The sequence below is a fragment of the Sphingobium psychrophilum genome, assembly GCF_012927105.1.
Classification (GTDB): Bacteria; Pseudomonadota; Alphaproteobacteria; order Sphingomonadales; family Sphingomonadaceae; genus Sphingobium; species Sphingobium psychrophilum.
The window spans coordinates 67929-82760 of sequence record NZ_JABBFV010000013.1 but is presented as its reverse complement, the minus strand read 5'-3'; the positions used below and the strand labels follow the sequence as shown (position 1 = coordinate 82760).

Sequence of the window (14832 nt, the reverse complement as noted above, 5' to 3'; positions counted from 1 at the left end):
CAGGCCGTCATGTTCGACCTTTTCGCCACCGCCGCCGCTGCGGCCCAGGGGCTGGGTTCGCCCGCCGATATCTGGGGTCATATCGTCAATGATTTCAGCAATATAACATCGCCCAGCGCGCTGGCTGCCTTTGGCCAGGTGCTGATGATCGATATTCTTCTGGCCGGCGACAATGCGATCGTCGTCGGCGCGCTGGCGGCGGGGCTTCCGGCCGCACAGCGCCAGAAGGTGATCCTGATCGGCATCATCGCCGCGCTGGTGCTGCGCATCGCCTTTGCGCTGGTGGTCAGCCAGTTGATGCAGATTGTCGGCCTGATCCTGGCCGGTGGCCTACTGCTGCTGTGGGTCAGCTTCAAGATGTGGCGCGAACTGCACCCCAAGCGGGGCGGGGATACGCCGGGCGACACCAGCGACGACGATGTGTCGGGCCTGCGCCCGGCCAAGAGCTTCGCAGCCGCCGCCTGGGCGGTTGCGGTCGCCGATGTCAGCATGAGCCTGGACAATGTGCTGGCCGTCGCGGGCGCTGCGAAGGATCATCCGGGCATTCTCATCATAGGGCTGATCCTGTCGGTCGCGCTTATGGGCATCGCCGCGAACATCATCGCCAAATATATCGAGCGGTTCCGCTGGATCGCCTATATCGGCCTCGCGGTCATCGTCTATGTCGCGGTCAAGATGATCTATGAAGGCTTTGTCGACCAGAATGTTGGGTTGCTGACGCTGTTCGGCTGATCCGCACGCGGCAACGCGACAAAAAGGGGGCGGAGCCATGCTGGTTCCGCCCCCTTTTTGGTGCATCAGTAGAGCCTCAAGGGATGAGGATCGTCGCCCCAGTCGTCTGCCGCGCCTCCAGCGCGCGATGCGCCTCCGCCGCGTCCGCCAAGGCGAAGCGCTGGCCGATCACCGCCTTGACCACGCCGCCCCGCATCCGATCAAACAGGCGATCGGCGGTATGCGCCAGTGACTCTGGCGTCGCGATATAATCAAACAGGGTCGGGCGGGTGACGTAGAGCGAACCGCCCCGGCTGAGGTCCAGCAGGCTGACCGGCGGCACAGCGCCCGATGCATTGCCATAGCTGACCATCAGCCCGCGCCGCTTGAGGCTGGCGAGCGAGGCGGTCCAGCTATCTTTGCCGACCCCGTCATAGACCACGTCCACACCCTGGCCGCTAGTGAGGTGACGCACCGTCGCTGCCAGATCATCGAACGAACCGTGCAGGCTGTGGTCCGCCTCGACGCGCGCCGCTTTTTCCGCCGATCCGCAATGGGCGATGACGATCACGCCCTTGTCGCGCAGCCAGTGGACGAGGACGGAGCCGACGCCCCCGGCTGCGGCATGGACCAGCGCGACCTGTCCCGCCTGTAGCGCGATCGTGTCTTCGGCCAGATAGCAGGCGGTCATGCCCTTGAGCATCATCGCCGCCGCTTCCTGCGTCGATACGCCATCGGGAATCCGCACCACCTTGTCCGCCGGCACGATCCGGTGGGTGGCGTAAGACCCCAGCCCGCTGGCGCAGCCCACAACATCGCCGACCGCAAAGCCAGTGACGCCCGGCCCGACCGCCGCGACCCGGCCAGCACCTTCCGACCCCAAGGGGGTGGGCAAGGGGGCGGGGTAGAGGCCGGTGCGATAATAGGTGTCGATGAAATTGAGGCCAACTGCATCCTGCGCGATCAGTATCTCAGTCTCACCCGGCGTGCCGGGATCGAAATCCTCGCGCGCGATCACCTCCGGCCCGCCATGGCTGCGGGCGACCATGCGCCATGCGCCGCCCATCAGGCGAGATGCTCGGCGAAGAAATCGGCGGTGCGGCCGTCCGCCAGTTCCGCGCCGGCGTCGTCGCGACGCTGGCCCATCTCCGCCGCGAAGCCATGATCCAGCCCCTCATAGTCATACAGTGTAACATGGCGGTTGTCGGCTAGACCCTGATGCATCGCCTTCTGCGCGTCGGGCAGGACGAAATGGTCGGCGGTCGGCACATGCAGCAGCACCGGCTTGCCGATCGCATGTTGTTCGCCCAGCAGGCCGTCGATGCCGACGCCATAATAGCCGACGAACGCATCGCCATCGGTGCGGCAGGCGCTCATGAAAGCCAGCCGCCCGCCCAGGCAATAGCCGACCAGACCGACCTTGCCGCCGCCCGCCGCCGCGCGCGCGGCCTTGATCGTCGCCTCGATATCGCGAATGGCCTGATCCTGGTTGAGCTTCTGCATCAGGCCGATCGCGGTCTGAAAGTCCTCCGGCACGTCGGCGTCCAGTTCAACATGCGGCTCCTGCCGCCAGAAGAGGTCGGGCGCATAGGTGACATAACCGGCCTTGGCCCAGCTGTCGCATTTGCCGCGAATGCCCTCATTCACGCCGAAAATCTCCTGAATGACGATGATCGCCGCGCTTGCCGCCTCTTCGGGTTTCGCCACATAGGCGTCGAACTGCCCGTCGCCGTCCAAGGTCGTGATAGAAGTGAAGTCGCCCATGCCGATATCCTTGCCGCTATGAGAATGGAGCGCATATTGGCCGAACCAGACCGGGGCGCAACCGTGTGTCACGCTAAAAAATTTGCCTTGATGCAGGCAATTGCGGCATGACAGCGTGCGTAGCATGCAAAGGCCGAAGGAAAGGGCAGCGACATGAAGGTTACCGTCGACGTGGACTGCACACCGGCCGAAGCGCGCTCTTTTCTGGGCCTGCCCGATGTCACCCCCATCCACGACAAATATATCAAGACGATGCTCGACGGGTTCGACGGCGTCGCCAATGTCGAGCAGATGGAGACGATGTTCAAAAGCTTCTCGCCCATGGGCGATGCGGGTATGCGCCTGTTCCAGCAGATGATGAATATGGGCTTGGCGGGCATGGCCGGCGGCGACAAGAAATAGGCCTGTGCCCTGTTCCGACGGCGACACGATCTTCGCCCTGTCGAGCGGTGCGCCGCCGGCGGGGATTGCGGTCATACGGATAAGCGGGGCGCAGGCGAGGTCGGCGCTTAACGCTCTGGCACGCCGCCTGCCGCCGCCACGCACCGCCAGCCTCGCCCTGCTGAAAGACCCACGCGACGATGCGCCGCTCGACCGTGCGCTGCTGCTGTGGATGCCCGGTCCCTCAACCGTCACGGGCGAGGATATGGCCGAACTCCATTGCCATGGCGGTCGCGCCGTGGTGGCCGCCGTCGAAGATGCCCTGCGCGCGATGCCCGGATTACGCCGGGCGGAGGCTGGGGAGTTCACCCGCCGTGCCTTCGCCCGTGGCCGCATGGACCTGAACGCGGTGGAGGGCCTGTCCGACCTGCTCGCCGCCGAAACCCAGGGCCAGCGCCGCGCCGCCTTGTTGATGGCAGAGGGGCATTTTTCCCGCCGCATCGATGGCTGGCGGCTCAGCTTGCTCGACCTGTCCGCCATGGCCGAAGCGGCGCTCGATTTCTCCGACGAGGATGATGTGCCCGACGCGGCGATCGAAACGCGGATCGGCGCGGGGATCGCCGCACTGGCGCAGGACGTCGCCGCCATTCTCGCCGCGCCCTCGGCAGAGCGGTTGCGTGACGGCATCCGCGTCGTGCTGGCAGGGCCACCCAATGCCGGCAAATCGACCCTGCTCAATGCGCTGGTCGGGCGCGAGGCAGCGATCGTATCCGATATCGCCGGCACCACCCGCGACCGGATCGAAGTGCCAGCCGCGATCGGCGGCACCGCCTTCCTCTTCACCGACACCGCTGGCCTGCGCGGCGAGACGGATGATGCGATCGAGGCGATCGGCATCGATCGCGCCCGCGCCGCGCTGGACGCGGCCGACATCATCCTGTGGCTGGGCGACGCGGCTGAACTGCCCCACGCCGATGCCCTGTTGATTGCCGCCCAGTCCGACCGTAGCGATCCTGATCGTCCCGGCCTGCGCCTGTCCGTCCGCACCGGCGAAGGCATGGATAGGTTGGTTGCTACGCTTCAAGACCGGGCGGCGGCGCTGCTGCCGGGGGAGGGCGACTATGCCCTGCACGCGCGACAGAGACAGCAAGTTGGACAGTTGTACGCGCATCTTGCAGCGGCTGGCGCGACCGCTGATTTGCTCGTCATGGCTGAAGATTTGCGCCAGGCCCGCCGCACCATTGATGCGCTGACAGGGCAGGCGGGTACCGAAGATATGCTCGACCGCCTCTTTTCGGGTTTCTGTATCGGCAAATGATGCATGTTCCACGTGGAACGCTTTTGACCCACCCCCCCTCATTCTGATAAGGGGCGGCCATGCAAATACGCTATGATGTGATCGTGGTCGGCGGCGGCCATGCCGGCTGTGAGGCCGCCGCTGCGGCGGCGCGCAAGGGCGCGTCAGTCGCGCTGCTCACCTTCGCCCGCGACACCGTGGGCGCCATGTCCTGCAACCCGGCAATCGGCGGGCTGGGCAAAGGCCATCTGGTGCGCGAAGTTGACGCGCTCGATGGGCTGATTGCCCGCGCCGCCGACGCCGCCGCCATCCATTATCGGATGCTCAACAGCAGCAAGGGTGCCGCCGTGCAGGGGCCGCGCGTGCAGGCCGATCGCAAGCGCTATCGCGCCGCGATCCACCAGATGCTCGATGCGCAGGCGGGTCTGGAGATCCTCGAGGGCGAAGCGAACGCATTGCTGATCGACGGAGATGCGATCGCAGGCATCGCACTGGCCGACGGCCGGACCATCGCTGCGCCGACGGTGGTGCTGGCGACCGGCACCTTCCTTGGCGGCAAACTGTTCCGCGGCGATGAGCGCGAAACCGGCGGGCGGATCGGCGAACGCGCCGCCAGCGCATTAGGCGTCCAGCTCCGCGACCTGGGCCTGCCCATCGCACGGCTTAAGACCGGAACGCCACCCCGCCTCGATGGCCGCACCATCGATTGGGCGCGTCTGGAAACGCAGCCATCGGACGGGGAGAGGTGGACCATGTCCCCGCTGTCGTCGGGCCGCGTCCTGCCACAACTCGCCTGCGCCATTACCCGCACCAATGACGCCACCCATGCGATCATTCGCGGTGGCATGGACCGGTCGCCGTTGTTCAGCGGGGCGATCGAAGGGCGGGGGCCGCGCTATTGCCCGTCGATCGAGGACAAGGTGCTGCGCTTTGGCGATCGCGACGGCCATCAGATCTTTCTGGAGCCGGAAGGGCTGGACGATCCGCTCGTCTATCCCAACGGGATCAGCACCTCACTGCCGACCGACGTGCAGATCGCCATGGTGCGATCGATGCCGGGGCTGGAGCAGGTCGAGATCGCCGTGCCGGGCTATGCGGTCGAATATGACCATGTCGATCCGCGCGCGCTCGCTTCCACGCTGGAAGTCCGACAACTGACCGGCCTCTTCTGCGCTGGTCAGATCAACGGGACGACAGGCTATGAAGAGGCGGCGGCGCAAGGGCTGGTCGCCGGAATCAATGCCGCTGCGCGCGCGCGTGGTGAAGCGCCGATGATCCTCGACCGGGCTAGTTCCTATATCGGCGTCATGATCGACGACCTCGTTTTGCAGGGTGTGACCGAACCCTATCGGATGCTTACCGCCCGCGCCGAATATCGGCTGCGGCTGCGTGCCGACAATGCGGAGACGCGGCTGGGTCCAATCGGTCTTGCCCATGGCGTGATCGGTGCGGATCGCGCTGCCCGATTGGCGGAGCGTGAGACTCAGCGCGCCGCGATCGAGGCGGACCTGGCCCAGCCCAGGACCGCCAGTGAGATGGCGCGTGCTGGTGCCATGGTCCGACAGGACGGCGCACGGCGTAGCCTGTTCGACTGGGCGCGCTTCCCCGAAGTCGATCGGGCGTTGCTGTGCGCACTTGCCCCAGCATTGCGCGACGCGCCCGCCGACCTGCGTGACGAAATATTGGAGGACGCCCATTACGCCCCCTATCTGCAACGACAGGATAGCGAGATTGCCGAACTGCGCCGCAACGAACGAGTCATCATCCCGGCCGATTTCGATTTCCGCACCATCGGCGGCCTTTCTACCGAGATGATCGAACGCCTTGACGCCGCCCGTCCCGACACGCTGGCCGCCGCCGGTCGCATCCGCGGCATCACCCCGGCAGCGCTGGCGGCGATCCTGGTCCATGTCCGCCGGGTGGCTGCGTGACCGAAGAGGAAGCCCGCGCCTGGCTGACGGCGCATTGCGATGTTTCACGTGAAACATGGAGCAGGCTGGAGCGCTATGTCGCCATCCTGCTGTCTGCTATGGACGAACAGAATCTGATCGCGGAATCGACCCGTCCTCATGTCTGGGCGCGCCATATCGTCGATTCCGCGCAGTTGCTTCTTCACACCAAGGAAGCGGGCGAGGGGGATTGGATCGACCTCGGATCGGGTGCCGGTCTGCCCGGCATCGTGTTGGCCTGCCTGTCCGACCGGCCGATACTGATGGTCGAATCCCGGCGCAAGCGGATCGATTTTCTGAACAGCGTAATCGCCGAACTGGGCCTGGCCCACGCCCGCGTCTTTGGCGGTCGCGTCGAAATGGTGCCGCCCGCGCAGGCCGCCGTCATCAGCGCGCGTGCCTATGCCCCGCTGCCCAAGCTGTTCGAATCCGCGCTGCACCTTTCGGATAAAAAGAGCCTCTGGGTGCTGCCCAAGGGACGAAATGCGCAAAATGAACTGGAGGCGGCGCGTCCGGCATGGCAAGGTGTGTTTCACGTGGAACCCAGCGTAACGGATGGCGATAGCGCCATCATCGTTGCCCACGCCGTAAAGCCCGCCAAAAGGAAAGGCCGAGGATGATCCGCATCGCCATCGCCAATCAGAAGGGCGGCGTGGGCAAGACCACCACCGCGATCAATCTCGCGACCGGTCTGGCCGCCACGGGGCTGCGCGTATTGCTGGTCGATCTCGATCCGCAGGGCAATGCGTCCACCGGGCTGGGGGTCGGCCATGCCGATCGCGCCCAATCCAGCTACGACCTTCTGGTCGGCAATTGCGCCCTGGACGACGCCGTTGTCGCCACCCGCGTTCCTAAGCTGGATCTGGTTCCCGCGACGCAGGATCTGTCGGGCTGCGAAATCGAACTAATCGAATATGAGCAGCGCACACACAGGCTGGAGCGCGTGTTGGCCGAAGCGCAGCCGGGTCGTTGGGACATCTGCCTGATCGATTGCCCGCCTTCCTTGGGCCTGCTGACCATCAACGCGATGGTCGGCGCGCAATATCTGCTGGTGCCACTGCAATGCGAATTTTTCGCGCTCGAAGGCCTGTCGCAACTGCTCCAGACGGTCGAGCGTATCCGCGGCCGCTTCAACCCCGGCCTGTCGATCATGGGCGTGGCGCTGACCATGTATGATCGCCGCAATAGGCTGACCGACCAGGTGGCCGACGATGTGCGCGCGTGCCTGGGTGATCTCGTCTTCTCCACCGTCATCCCGCGCAATGTCCGCCTGTCCGAAGCGCCCAGCCACGGCGTGCCCGCCCTTATCTACGACTTCCGCTGTTCGGGGTCGGAAGCCTATATGCGTCTGGCGCGCGAACTGATCGCCCGCCTGCCCCGACAGGAGGTTGCCGCTTGAGCGACGAAACGACCGAAAAGCCCAAGATCGCCAAGCGCCCCCATGGTCTGGGCCGCGGGCTGTCTGCCCTGCTCGGCGATGTCGCGCGCGAAGAGCCGGTGTCGCCCAGCGCCATACCCGCCAACGGCAAGGCGGTGCAGAGCATCGAAGTGTCGCTGATCCAGCCGCATCCCGAACAGCCGCGTCGCCATTTCGACGAAGGCGCGATGCAGGAACTGGCCGAGAGCATTGCCAAGCGCGGCGTGATCCAGCCGATCATCGTGCGTCCCCATGGCGGTGGTTTCCAGATCATCGCCGGCGAACGCCGCTGGCGCGCGGCGCAGCGGGCGCAGATGCATCGCATTCCCGCGATCGTGCGCGATTTCGACGAGCAGGAAACGCTTGAAATCGCGCTGATCGAAAATATCCAGCGCGAGGATCTAAACCCGATTGAAGAGGCGGAGGCCTATCGCAAGCTGATCGCTGAATTTCATCACAGCCAGGACGCGCTGGGCCGCATCGTCGGCAAATCGCGCAGCCATGTCGCCAACCTGATGCGCCTGCTCGAACTGCCGCAGACGGTACAACAGCAGGTAATGGAAAGCCGGATCAGCATGGGCCATGCCCGCGCGCTGATCGGCCTGCCCGATTGCGAGGCGCTAGCGCGGCAAATCGAGGAAAAAGGCCTGTCGGTCCGCGATACCGAGAAGCTGGTGCGCCGGGTCAAAACAGGCGCAGAAGCGCCCGCTGTCCGGCGCAGCGTCGGCACGGGCGACAAAGATCCGGACATTGCGGCGCTGGAGCAGCATCTGGCCGACATATTGGGCCTGAAGGTCGAAATCGCGCATGAAGGCGCATCGACCGGTGGCACCTTGGCGTTGCGCTATTCCAACCTCGACCAGCTGGACATGCTGTGCCAGCGTCTGTCGGGCGAGCGCATTTAAGGCATAGCCCGCGAACCCCATTCGTCGCGCCGCATAACGGCGACGTTCGAGGGGGTCTGGGCTGTGTGGCCGTAAAGCCCGCTGGTCTTTTCATCCCCCGCTCCTTAGATTGCAGGGATGGCCGACATGATATCCACCCACGCCGCTGCGCCCACCATCATTCGCCGGGTGGACTATCGTCCGCCCGACTGGCTGGTGCCCGACGTCACGCTCGACTTCGATCTCGATTCCGCGCTGACCAGGGTACGCGCGACATTGTCGGTCACGCGCAACGGCGATCATGACCGGCCTCTGCGCCTCGACGGCGAAGGCATCGTGCCGCTGGCCGTGTGTGTCGATGGTCGGCCGCTGGCGCAGGACGAATGGCATCTGGAGGCCGGCGCGCTCATCATCGCGCTGCCCGACGGCGCGCACAGCGTTGAAACGCTGGTGGAGCTGTCGCCGGAGGGCAACAGCAAGCTGATGGGTCTTTATGCCAGCGGCGGTCTGCTCTGCACCCAATGCGAAGCGGAGGGCTTTCGCCGCATCACTTTCTTCCCCGACCGCCCCGACATATTGTCGCGCTACAGCGTGCGGATGGAAGCGGACAAGGCGCGCTTCCCGATCCTGCTCGCCAATGGCGACCCGATCGAACAGGGCGACTTGGCCGAAGGTCGCCACTGGGCGCGTTGGAACGATCCCTTCCCTAAACCCTGTTATCTCTTCGCGCTGGTCGCGGGCGATTTGGCCTGCAACGCCGATCGTTTCGTGACGATGAGCGGACGCGAGGTGCAACTCGGTATCTGGGTGCGCGAAGCCGATCTTGCCCGAACCGACCATGCGATGCAGGCGCTCAAGAACAGCATGGCCTGGGACGAGCGCGTCTATGGCCGCGAATATGATCTGGACGTGTTCAACATCGTCGCCGTCGCCGACTTCAATTTTGGCGCGATGGAGAATAAGGGCCTCAACATCTTCAATTCGCGCTATATTTTGGCTGATCCCGAAACCGCGACCGACATCGATTATGACGGGGTCGAAGGCGTTGTTGCGCATGAATATTTCCACAACTGGTCAGGTAATCGGGTCACCTGCCGCGACTGGTTCCAATTGAGCCTCAAGGAAGGCTTCACCGTCTTTCGCGACCAGAATTTCTCCGCTGACATGGGCAGCCATGCAGTCAAGCGGATCGAGGATGTGCGCATCCTGCGCGCTGGTCAGTTCCCGGAGGATAGCGGCCCGCTCGCCCATCCGGTTCGACCCGAATCCTATATGGAAATCAGTAACTTCTACACGGCCACCATCTATAATAAGGGTGCGGAGTTGATCCGCATGATGGCGCTGATGCTGGGCGCGGAGCGGTTTCGCGCCGGCACCGATCTCTATTTCGACCGGCATGACGGGCAGGCCGCCACTTGCGAGGATTTCGTGCTGGCGATGGAGGAGGGTGGGGGCATCGACCTCACCCAGTTCCGCCGCTGGTATGAGCAGGCCGGCACGCCCCATGTCCGCGCCCTTATCAGCCATGACACGGTCAGCCAGAGCGTCACACTGACGCTGGAGCAGACGATGCCGCCGACGCCGGGCCAGACCGACAAACAGCCGATGGCGATCCCGCTGCGCACCGCCCTGTTCGATCCCATCACCGGGCAGCATCGCGGTGATGAACTGCTGATGCTGACGGAGGACAAGCAGAGCTTCACCTTCGCCGGTTTTCCCGCCGCGCCCATCCTGTCGATCAACCGCGGTTTTTCCGCCCCGGTGATCGTGGAAACCAACCGCAGCCAGGATGATCTCGCCTTCCTGTCGGCGCATGATGACGATCCCTTCGCCCGTTACGAAGCGATGCAACAGTTGATGGTCAATGTGCTGGTCGGCCGCATCGCGGGCCACGCCACCGACGACGCGGCCGTGGTCGATGCGGTGCGCAATATCATCACCGATCCGCTGCTGGACCCTGCCTTCGTTGCGGAAGTGATCCGCCTGCCCAGCGAAGCCTATCTGGGCGACCAGATGCGCCTGGTCGATCCCGACGCGATCCATGCCGCGCGCGATGCGCTGCAACAGCAGATCGGGACGGCGCTGGAGCCGCTGTGGCGCGATATCCATGCCCGGACAAAGGCGAACGCCTTCTCCCTATCCCCGGCCGCCAAGGGTGCCCGCAAGCTGCGTAACGCGGCGCTTCATTATCTGGTGGCGTCGGACGCGCAGGATGGACCGGCCATCGCTTTCGCCCAGTTCAGCGAGGCCGACAATATGACCGAGCGTCAGGCGGCGCTGGGGGCGCTGGCCAATGGGGCCAGCGCGGAGCGCGAGGCGGCGCTCGATATCTTTTACAATCGCTATGCCGCCGATGCGCTGACGCTCGACAAATGGTTTCAGACCCAGGCGTTCGCGCTGCATCCCGATACAGTGGAACTGGTCGCGCGACTGAGCCAGCACAAGGATTTCACACTTGCCAATCCCAATCGGGTGCGGTCGCTGTTTGGCGCGTTCGCGGGCAATCAGTGGGGTTTCCACCACAAGTCCGGCAAGGGCTATCGCCTGCTCGCCGATTGCATCATCGCGCTCGACAGGCTCAATCCGCAGACGGCGGCGAAGCTGGTGCCGCCGCTGGGGCGCTGGAAGCGGTTTGAGGAAGGGCGCGCGGCGCTGATGCGGGCGGAACTACAACGCATCCTGACGCAACCGGGATTGTCCAAGGATGTGACCGAACAGGCGGGTAAGAGCCTGGAATAAGCAGCCCATAGCGGTTCGCTTCGCGTCGCGAAGCGAACCTTTAGTGCGTCAGTTCTTCACCGCCGCGGCCCAGGCGGCTACGTCAGCCGCCACCTTGTTCGCCGCGACATTGATCGGCAAACCGATCGTCCCGGCTTCGATCTTACCGCCCACCGGCTGGCTGGCGGTGAACCGCTGCCGCGCCATCGCGACGCCATTGGGGGTGGTCAGCACCGCGTCATAGGTGACGACGGCGCTGTTGCTCGCCGCATCGATACCGAAGGCGACCAGTTCGCCACTCAGTCGTTGGCCGCCATCACCGGAAAACTGCCCCGAATCCAGCACCACCCGATCGGTCGTCGCGGAAATGGTTTCGGCCAGCAGGCCACGGAACAGATGGCGGGGCGTGTCGGCCCACTGCACCTTGGTCACATAGGCGACGGAGGTCGGACCCAGTTGCACCGGCACCCGTACCGTATCCAGCATCTTGGGCGCGTCTGGATCGGTCACGATCAGCGTGCGCCCGCCACCCGCGACCCGCGCAGCACCCGACGGCACCTTTTGCGCCGCATCGAGCGTCAACAATTGCGCTGGCGGCTTGGCGCCGAAGGATACGCAGCCCGACAGCAGGACCGCGGCGGTCAGCGCGGTCAGCGCGCCTTTGCGCGACACGCCAGGGTGTTTCACATGGAACATGGTCCGCATCTCTCTCATCATCATGGCTTATAGTCCGGCAGCTTGGGCGATCCGACCAGCGACCCGGCACCCTGCTGGTCGAGCTTTTCCGCGACGCCGCGGAAGGAGCGCGACATTTCGCGCAGGTCACGGACCAGCTGGTTGACCTCCGGCATGGTTTGGGTGCTGAACGCCTTCACGCCCGGCTGCGCCTCACCGATGGTCTTGTCCAGCGTCTCGATGCTGCGGGTGGCGGCCTGCACGCTCTTGCGCAGGTCGCTCATTAGCGGCTTGCCTTCCTCGGTCAGCATCGAATCGGTCGTCGCGGCCAGCTTGCCGATCTGTTCGATCGCAACGCCGGTGCGCTGCACCGCGATCCGCGCTTCGGCCAAGGTAGCGGCGATTTCGGGGCTGCGATCGGCCAAAGCGCCCGACACGCGCTCGACATTGGCCAGGATGCCCGCGATCGACTGCTGATTCTTGTCGTTCAGCAATTCGGTCAGGCGCTCCGTCAGCGTCGAAATCCGCTCCAGCAACTGCGGCGCATTATTGAGCAGTTCGCCCAGCGCGCCGGGCTTGGTCGGGATCACCGGCACACCGTCGGGACAGGTGGCCCGGACATTATTGGCCGGGCAGGCGATCGGCGGCGCGCCCTTGACCGCGCCGTCCAGCACCACTTCGCTAACGCCGGTAAAGCCGACGCCCGCGATGGTCGCGGTCGTGCCTTGCAGGACCGGGGTGCCATCCTTCACCGAAATGCGGACCTTCACGAAACTGGGGTCTTGTTTCCACAGTTCGATATTTTCGACCTTGCCCGATGGGACGCCCGCATAATTGACGCTGGACCCCTTGGCGAGGCCGCTGACCGACTGTTTGAAGAAGATGTCGAACTCCCTGTTCTCGCCATCGGAAATGCGCGAAAACCAGAAAGCGGCGGCCATGATCGCAGCCAGCAGCAGCAGCGTGACTGCACCGACCAGCACATGATTGGAGCGGGTTTCCATATCCTATCGCCTTCCGTCCGACGGCCTCTGCGCCGCCTGTGTCTGTTCGCGGTCCTTGTGGCGCGACACGGCCGCGGTCGCGGCCCGGCCGCGCGGACCGTTGAAATATTCCTGTATCCAGGGATGATCGGTCGCCAGCAATTCGTCGATCGTGCCGACCGCCGTCACCTTTTTGTCCGCCAGCACCGCCACCCGGTCACAGATCGAATAGAGCGTATCGAGATCGTGGGTGATGAGGAAGACGGTGAGGCCCAGCGTCTGCTGTAGCTTGCGGGTCTGGTCGTCGAACGCGGCGGCACCGATGGGGTCCAGGCCGGCGGTCGGTTCATCCAGAAACAGCAGGTCCGGGTCCAGCGCCAGCGCGCGGGCCAGGCCAGCGCGCTTCTTCATGCCGCCAGACAGTTCGGAAGGATATTTGGGGCCGGCCTCGGTCGGCAGGCCGGTCATGCGGATCTTGTAAGCGGCAATCTCGTCGCGCAGCTGCGGCCCGATATTGGGATAATATTCGCGGATCGGCACTTCGACATTTTCGGCCACGGTCAGCGTCGAAAACAACGCGCCGCCCTGAAACAACACGCCCCAGCGCTTGCGGATCGCCAGGGCCTCATCATCCGACCGTCCGACCATGGACTCGCCAAAGACGTGAATTTCCCCCTCATCAGGCGTCTGGAGGCCGATGATCGAGCGCATCAGGACCGACTTGCCGGTGCCGGACCCGCCGACAACGCCCAATATCTCGCCCTTGCGCACGTCCAGGTCCAGCCCGTCATGGATCAGTTGGTCGCCGAAACTGTTGCGCAGACCGCGCACCGAAATCGCGATGTCGGCGGTCTGGACCGCTTCGTCGATACGCCGTTCCTCGGCTTGGGCGATGTCCTGCTCGCTCATCAGTTCCAGCCCACCCACGTAAAGAAGACCGCGAAGAAGGCGTCGATCACGATGACCATGAAGATCGCCTGCACCACGGCCGCGGTGGTGCGCAGGCCGACTTCCTCGGCATTGCCCTTGACCTGCATCCCCTGGTAGCAGCCCGACAGCGCAATGATGACGCCGAACACCGGTGCCTTGATCAGGCCGACCCACAGGTCGGTGATCGGCACGACTTCGCGCAGCCGCTGGACGAAGGTGATGGGCGGAATTTCCAGCGCGATCGCGCACAAGAACCCGCCGCCGATCACCGCCATGACCGATGCATAAAATCCCAGTAGCGGCATCATGATGACGACGGCGAGGGTGCGGGGCAGCACCAGCGCCTCCATCGGCGACACGCCAATGGTGCGCATCGCGTCGACCTCTTCGGTCAGCTTCATCGTGCCCAATTGCGCGGCGAAGGCGGAGCCGGAGCGGCCCGCGACCATGATCGCAGTCATCAGCACGCCCAGCTCGCGAAACGTCAAGCGGCCGACCAGGTTGATCGTCAGCATCTCCATGCCGAACTGGCGCAGCTGCACCGATCCCTGCTGGGCGATGACGATGCCGATCAGGAAACTCATCAGGCCGATAATGCCCAGAGCGGAAACGCCGACCACCTCGAACCGCTGGACCACGGCATTGATGCGGAAACGATGCGGATGGCGGATGACGCTCCATGTCGCGATTAGCGTAGCACCGAAGAAGCCGAGCAGCCCCATCAGGGTCGCGCCCGAAGCGATCACCGCCTCGCCGATCTGGCCGACGACGCGGCGCAATGGATGGATATGGTCGGGCCGGATCGGCACCGGCTCATCCAGTTCGCCGACGGCATCGATGAGGCGGCGGGCATCGTCGCTGGCACCGGTGACCGCACAGCCCAAACGCTTGGTCGTGCGATGCACGGTCCAAGCGCCGATCGTGTCCATATGGTCGACAGCGGACAGGTCGATCGCGCCGACCGGACCCTGCACGGCGTCCAGCCGGCCCGGCAGATCACCCAGACAGGCGATCGCCAGCGATCCGGAAAGCCGGACCACATTGCTGCCGTCGCGCTGTTCCTCGACTAGTTCCGCGGCTTTGTTCATGCGATGGGATTACTGGTCCATTATCGGTTGCACGG

Annotated in this window: 14 protein-coding genes; 8 read left to right on the top strand and 6 right to left on the bottom strand. The window is 64.7% G+C overall.

Translation table 11 applies throughout. The features are described 5' to 3' along the window. The first annotated feature begins 9 nt into the window (after positions 1–9). On the top strand, positions 10–732 hold the full coding sequence (locus HHL08_RS16885; RefSeq protein ID WP_169574233.1) for a YjbE family putative metal transport protein: 723 nt from the start codon (positions 10–12) through the stop codon (positions 730–732). Between the two features lie 76 nt (positions 733–808). Here the strand turns inward: HHL08_RS16885 and HHL08_RS16880 are convergent, their stop codons facing one another. Beyond that, positions 809–1759: a quinone oxidoreductase family protein gene (locus HHL08_RS16880; RefSeq protein ID WP_169574232.1), complete on the bottom strand. Its 951-nt coding sequence runs from the start codon at positions 1757–1759 to the stop codon at positions 809–811. 17 nt (positions 1760–1776) lie between these two features. Further along, positions 1777–2475, bottom strand: a complete 699-nt coding sequence (locus HHL08_RS16875) for a dienelactone hydrolase family protein (protein ID WP_169574270.1) — start codon at positions 2473–2475, stop codon at positions 1777–1779. 153 nt (positions 2476–2628) lie between these two features. Here HHL08_RS16875 and HHL08_RS16870 point away from each other — a divergent pair, with 153 nt between their 5' ends. From HHL08_RS16870 to pepN, 7 genes are all read left to right on the top strand, one after another. Beyond that, a complete protein-coding gene (locus HHL08_RS16870; RefSeq protein WP_169574231.1) occupies positions 2629–2877 on the top strand; it encodes a DUF6489 family protein in 249 nt (82 codons plus the stop codon). Positions 2878–2881: 4 nt separating this feature from the next. Next, a complete protein-coding gene (gene mnmE / locus HHL08_RS16865) occupies positions 2882–4174 on the top strand; it encodes a tRNA uridine-5-carboxymethylaminomethyl(34) synthesis GTPase MnmE (RefSeq protein ID WP_169574230.1) in 1293 nt (430 codons plus the stop codon). Positions 4175–4233: 59 nt separating this feature from the next. Further along, positions 4234–6084, top strand: a complete 1851-nt coding sequence (mnmG, locus tag HHL08_RS16860) for a tRNA uridine-5-carboxymethylaminomethyl(34) synthesis enzyme MnmG (RefSeq protein ID WP_169574229.1) — start codon at positions 4234–4236, stop codon at positions 6082–6084. Next, complete coding sequence (rsmG, locus tag HHL08_RS16855; protein ID WP_169574228.1) at positions 6081–6722, top strand: 16S rRNA (guanine(527)-N(7))-methyltransferase RsmG; 642 nt, start codon at positions 6081–6083, stop codon at positions 6720–6722. Before mnmG ends, rsmG begins: the two co-directional genes overlap by 4 nt. Next, the gene (locus HHL08_RS16850) at positions 6719–7501 is read left to right on the top strand and encodes a ParA family protein (protein WP_169574227.1); all 783 of its coding nucleotides are present in this window, start codon (positions 6719–6721) and stop codon (positions 7499–7501) included. Before rsmG ends, HHL08_RS16850 begins: the two co-directional genes overlap by 4 nt. After that, a complete protein-coding gene (locus HHL08_RS16845; protein WP_169574226.1) occupies positions 7498–8424 on the top strand; it encodes a ParB/RepB/Spo0J family partition protein in 927 nt (308 codons plus the stop codon). The genes HHL08_RS16850 and HHL08_RS16845 overlap by 4 nt, the downstream gene beginning before the upstream one ends. 117 nt (positions 8425–8541) lie before the next feature. Continuing rightward, positions 8542–11142 carry an aminopeptidase N gene (gene pepN / locus HHL08_RS16840; protein WP_169574225.1) on the top strand — a complete coding sequence of 867 codons (2601 nt, stop codon included), beginning with the start codon at positions 8542–8544 and terminating at the stop codon, positions 11140–11142. Between the two features lie 48 nt (positions 11143–11190). Here pepN and HHL08_RS16835 read toward each other — a convergent pair whose 3' ends face one another. The 4 genes from HHL08_RS16835 to HHL08_RS16820 are packed head-to-tail and all read right to left on the bottom strand — an operon-like array spanning position 11191 to position 14797. Next, positions 11191–11817, bottom strand: coding sequence for an ABC-type transport auxiliary lipoprotein family protein (locus tag HHL08_RS16835; protein WP_169574269.1), 627 nt, complete (start codon positions 11815–11817; stop codon positions 11191–11193). 20 nt (positions 11818–11837) lie between these two features. Continuing rightward, on the bottom strand, positions 11838–12800 hold the full coding sequence (locus HHL08_RS16830; protein ID WP_169574224.1) for an MlaD family protein: 963 nt from the start codon (positions 12798–12800) through the stop codon (positions 11838–11840). A gap of 3 nt (positions 12801–12803) precedes the next feature. Continuing rightward, positions 12804–13688, bottom strand: a complete 885-nt coding sequence (locus tag HHL08_RS16825; RefSeq protein ID WP_169574223.1) for an ABC transporter ATP-binding protein — start codon at positions 13686–13688, stop codon at positions 12804–12806. Continuing rightward, complete coding sequence (locus HHL08_RS16820) at positions 13688–14797, bottom strand: ABC transporter permease (protein WP_169574222.1); 1110 nt, start codon at positions 14795–14797, stop codon at positions 13688–13690. The genes HHL08_RS16825 and HHL08_RS16820 overlap by 1 nt, the downstream gene beginning before the upstream one ends. Between the last annotated feature and the right edge of the window lie 35 nt (positions 14798–14832).

What these genes read in the sequence shown, in the direction of transcription:
- HHL08_RS16885 (WP_169574233.1), top strand. Translation starts at nt 10, where the DNA reads ATGTTCGACCTTTTCGCCACCGCCGCCGCTGCGGCCCAGGGGCTGGGT.
- HHL08_RS16880 (WP_169574232.1), bottom strand. Translation starts at nt 1,759, where the DNA reads ATGGTCGCCCGCAGCCATGGCGGGCCGGAGGTGATCGCGCGCGAGGAT.
- HHL08_RS16875 (WP_169574270.1), bottom strand. Translation starts at nt 2,475, where the DNA reads ATGGGCGACTTCACTTCTATCACGACCTTGGACGGCGACGGGCAGTTC.
- HHL08_RS16870 (WP_169574231.1), top strand. Translation starts at nt 2,629, where the DNA reads ATGAAGGTTACCGTCGACGTGGACTGCACACCGGCCGAAGCGCGCTCT.
- mnmG (WP_169574229.1), top strand. Translation starts at nt 4,234, where the DNA reads ATGCAAATACGCTATGATGTGATCGTGGTCGGCGGCGGCCATGCCGGC.
- HHL08_RS16850 (WP_169574227.1), top strand. Translation starts at nt 6,719, where the DNA reads ATGATCCGCATCGCCATCGCCAATCAGAAGGGCGGCGTGGGCAAGACC.
- pepN (WP_169574225.1), top strand. Translation starts at nt 8,542, where the DNA reads ATGGCCGACATGATATCCACCCACGCCGCTGCGCCCACCATCATTCGC.
- HHL08_RS16835 (WP_169574269.1), bottom strand. Translation starts at nt 11,817, where the DNA reads ATGTTCCATGTGAAACACCCTGGCGTGTCGCGCAAAGGCGCGCTGACC.
- HHL08_RS16830 (WP_169574224.1), bottom strand. Translation starts at nt 12,800, where the DNA reads ATGGAAACCCGCTCCAATCATGTGCTGGTCGGTGCAGTCACGCTGCTG.
- HHL08_RS16825 (WP_169574223.1), bottom strand. Translation starts at nt 13,688, where the DNA reads ATGAGCGAGCAGGACATCGCCCAAGCCGAGGAACGGCGTATCGACGAA.
- HHL08_RS16820 (WP_169574222.1), bottom strand. Translation starts at nt 14,797, where the DNA reads ATGAACAAAGCCGCGGAACTAGTCGAGGAACAGCGCGACGGCAGCAAT.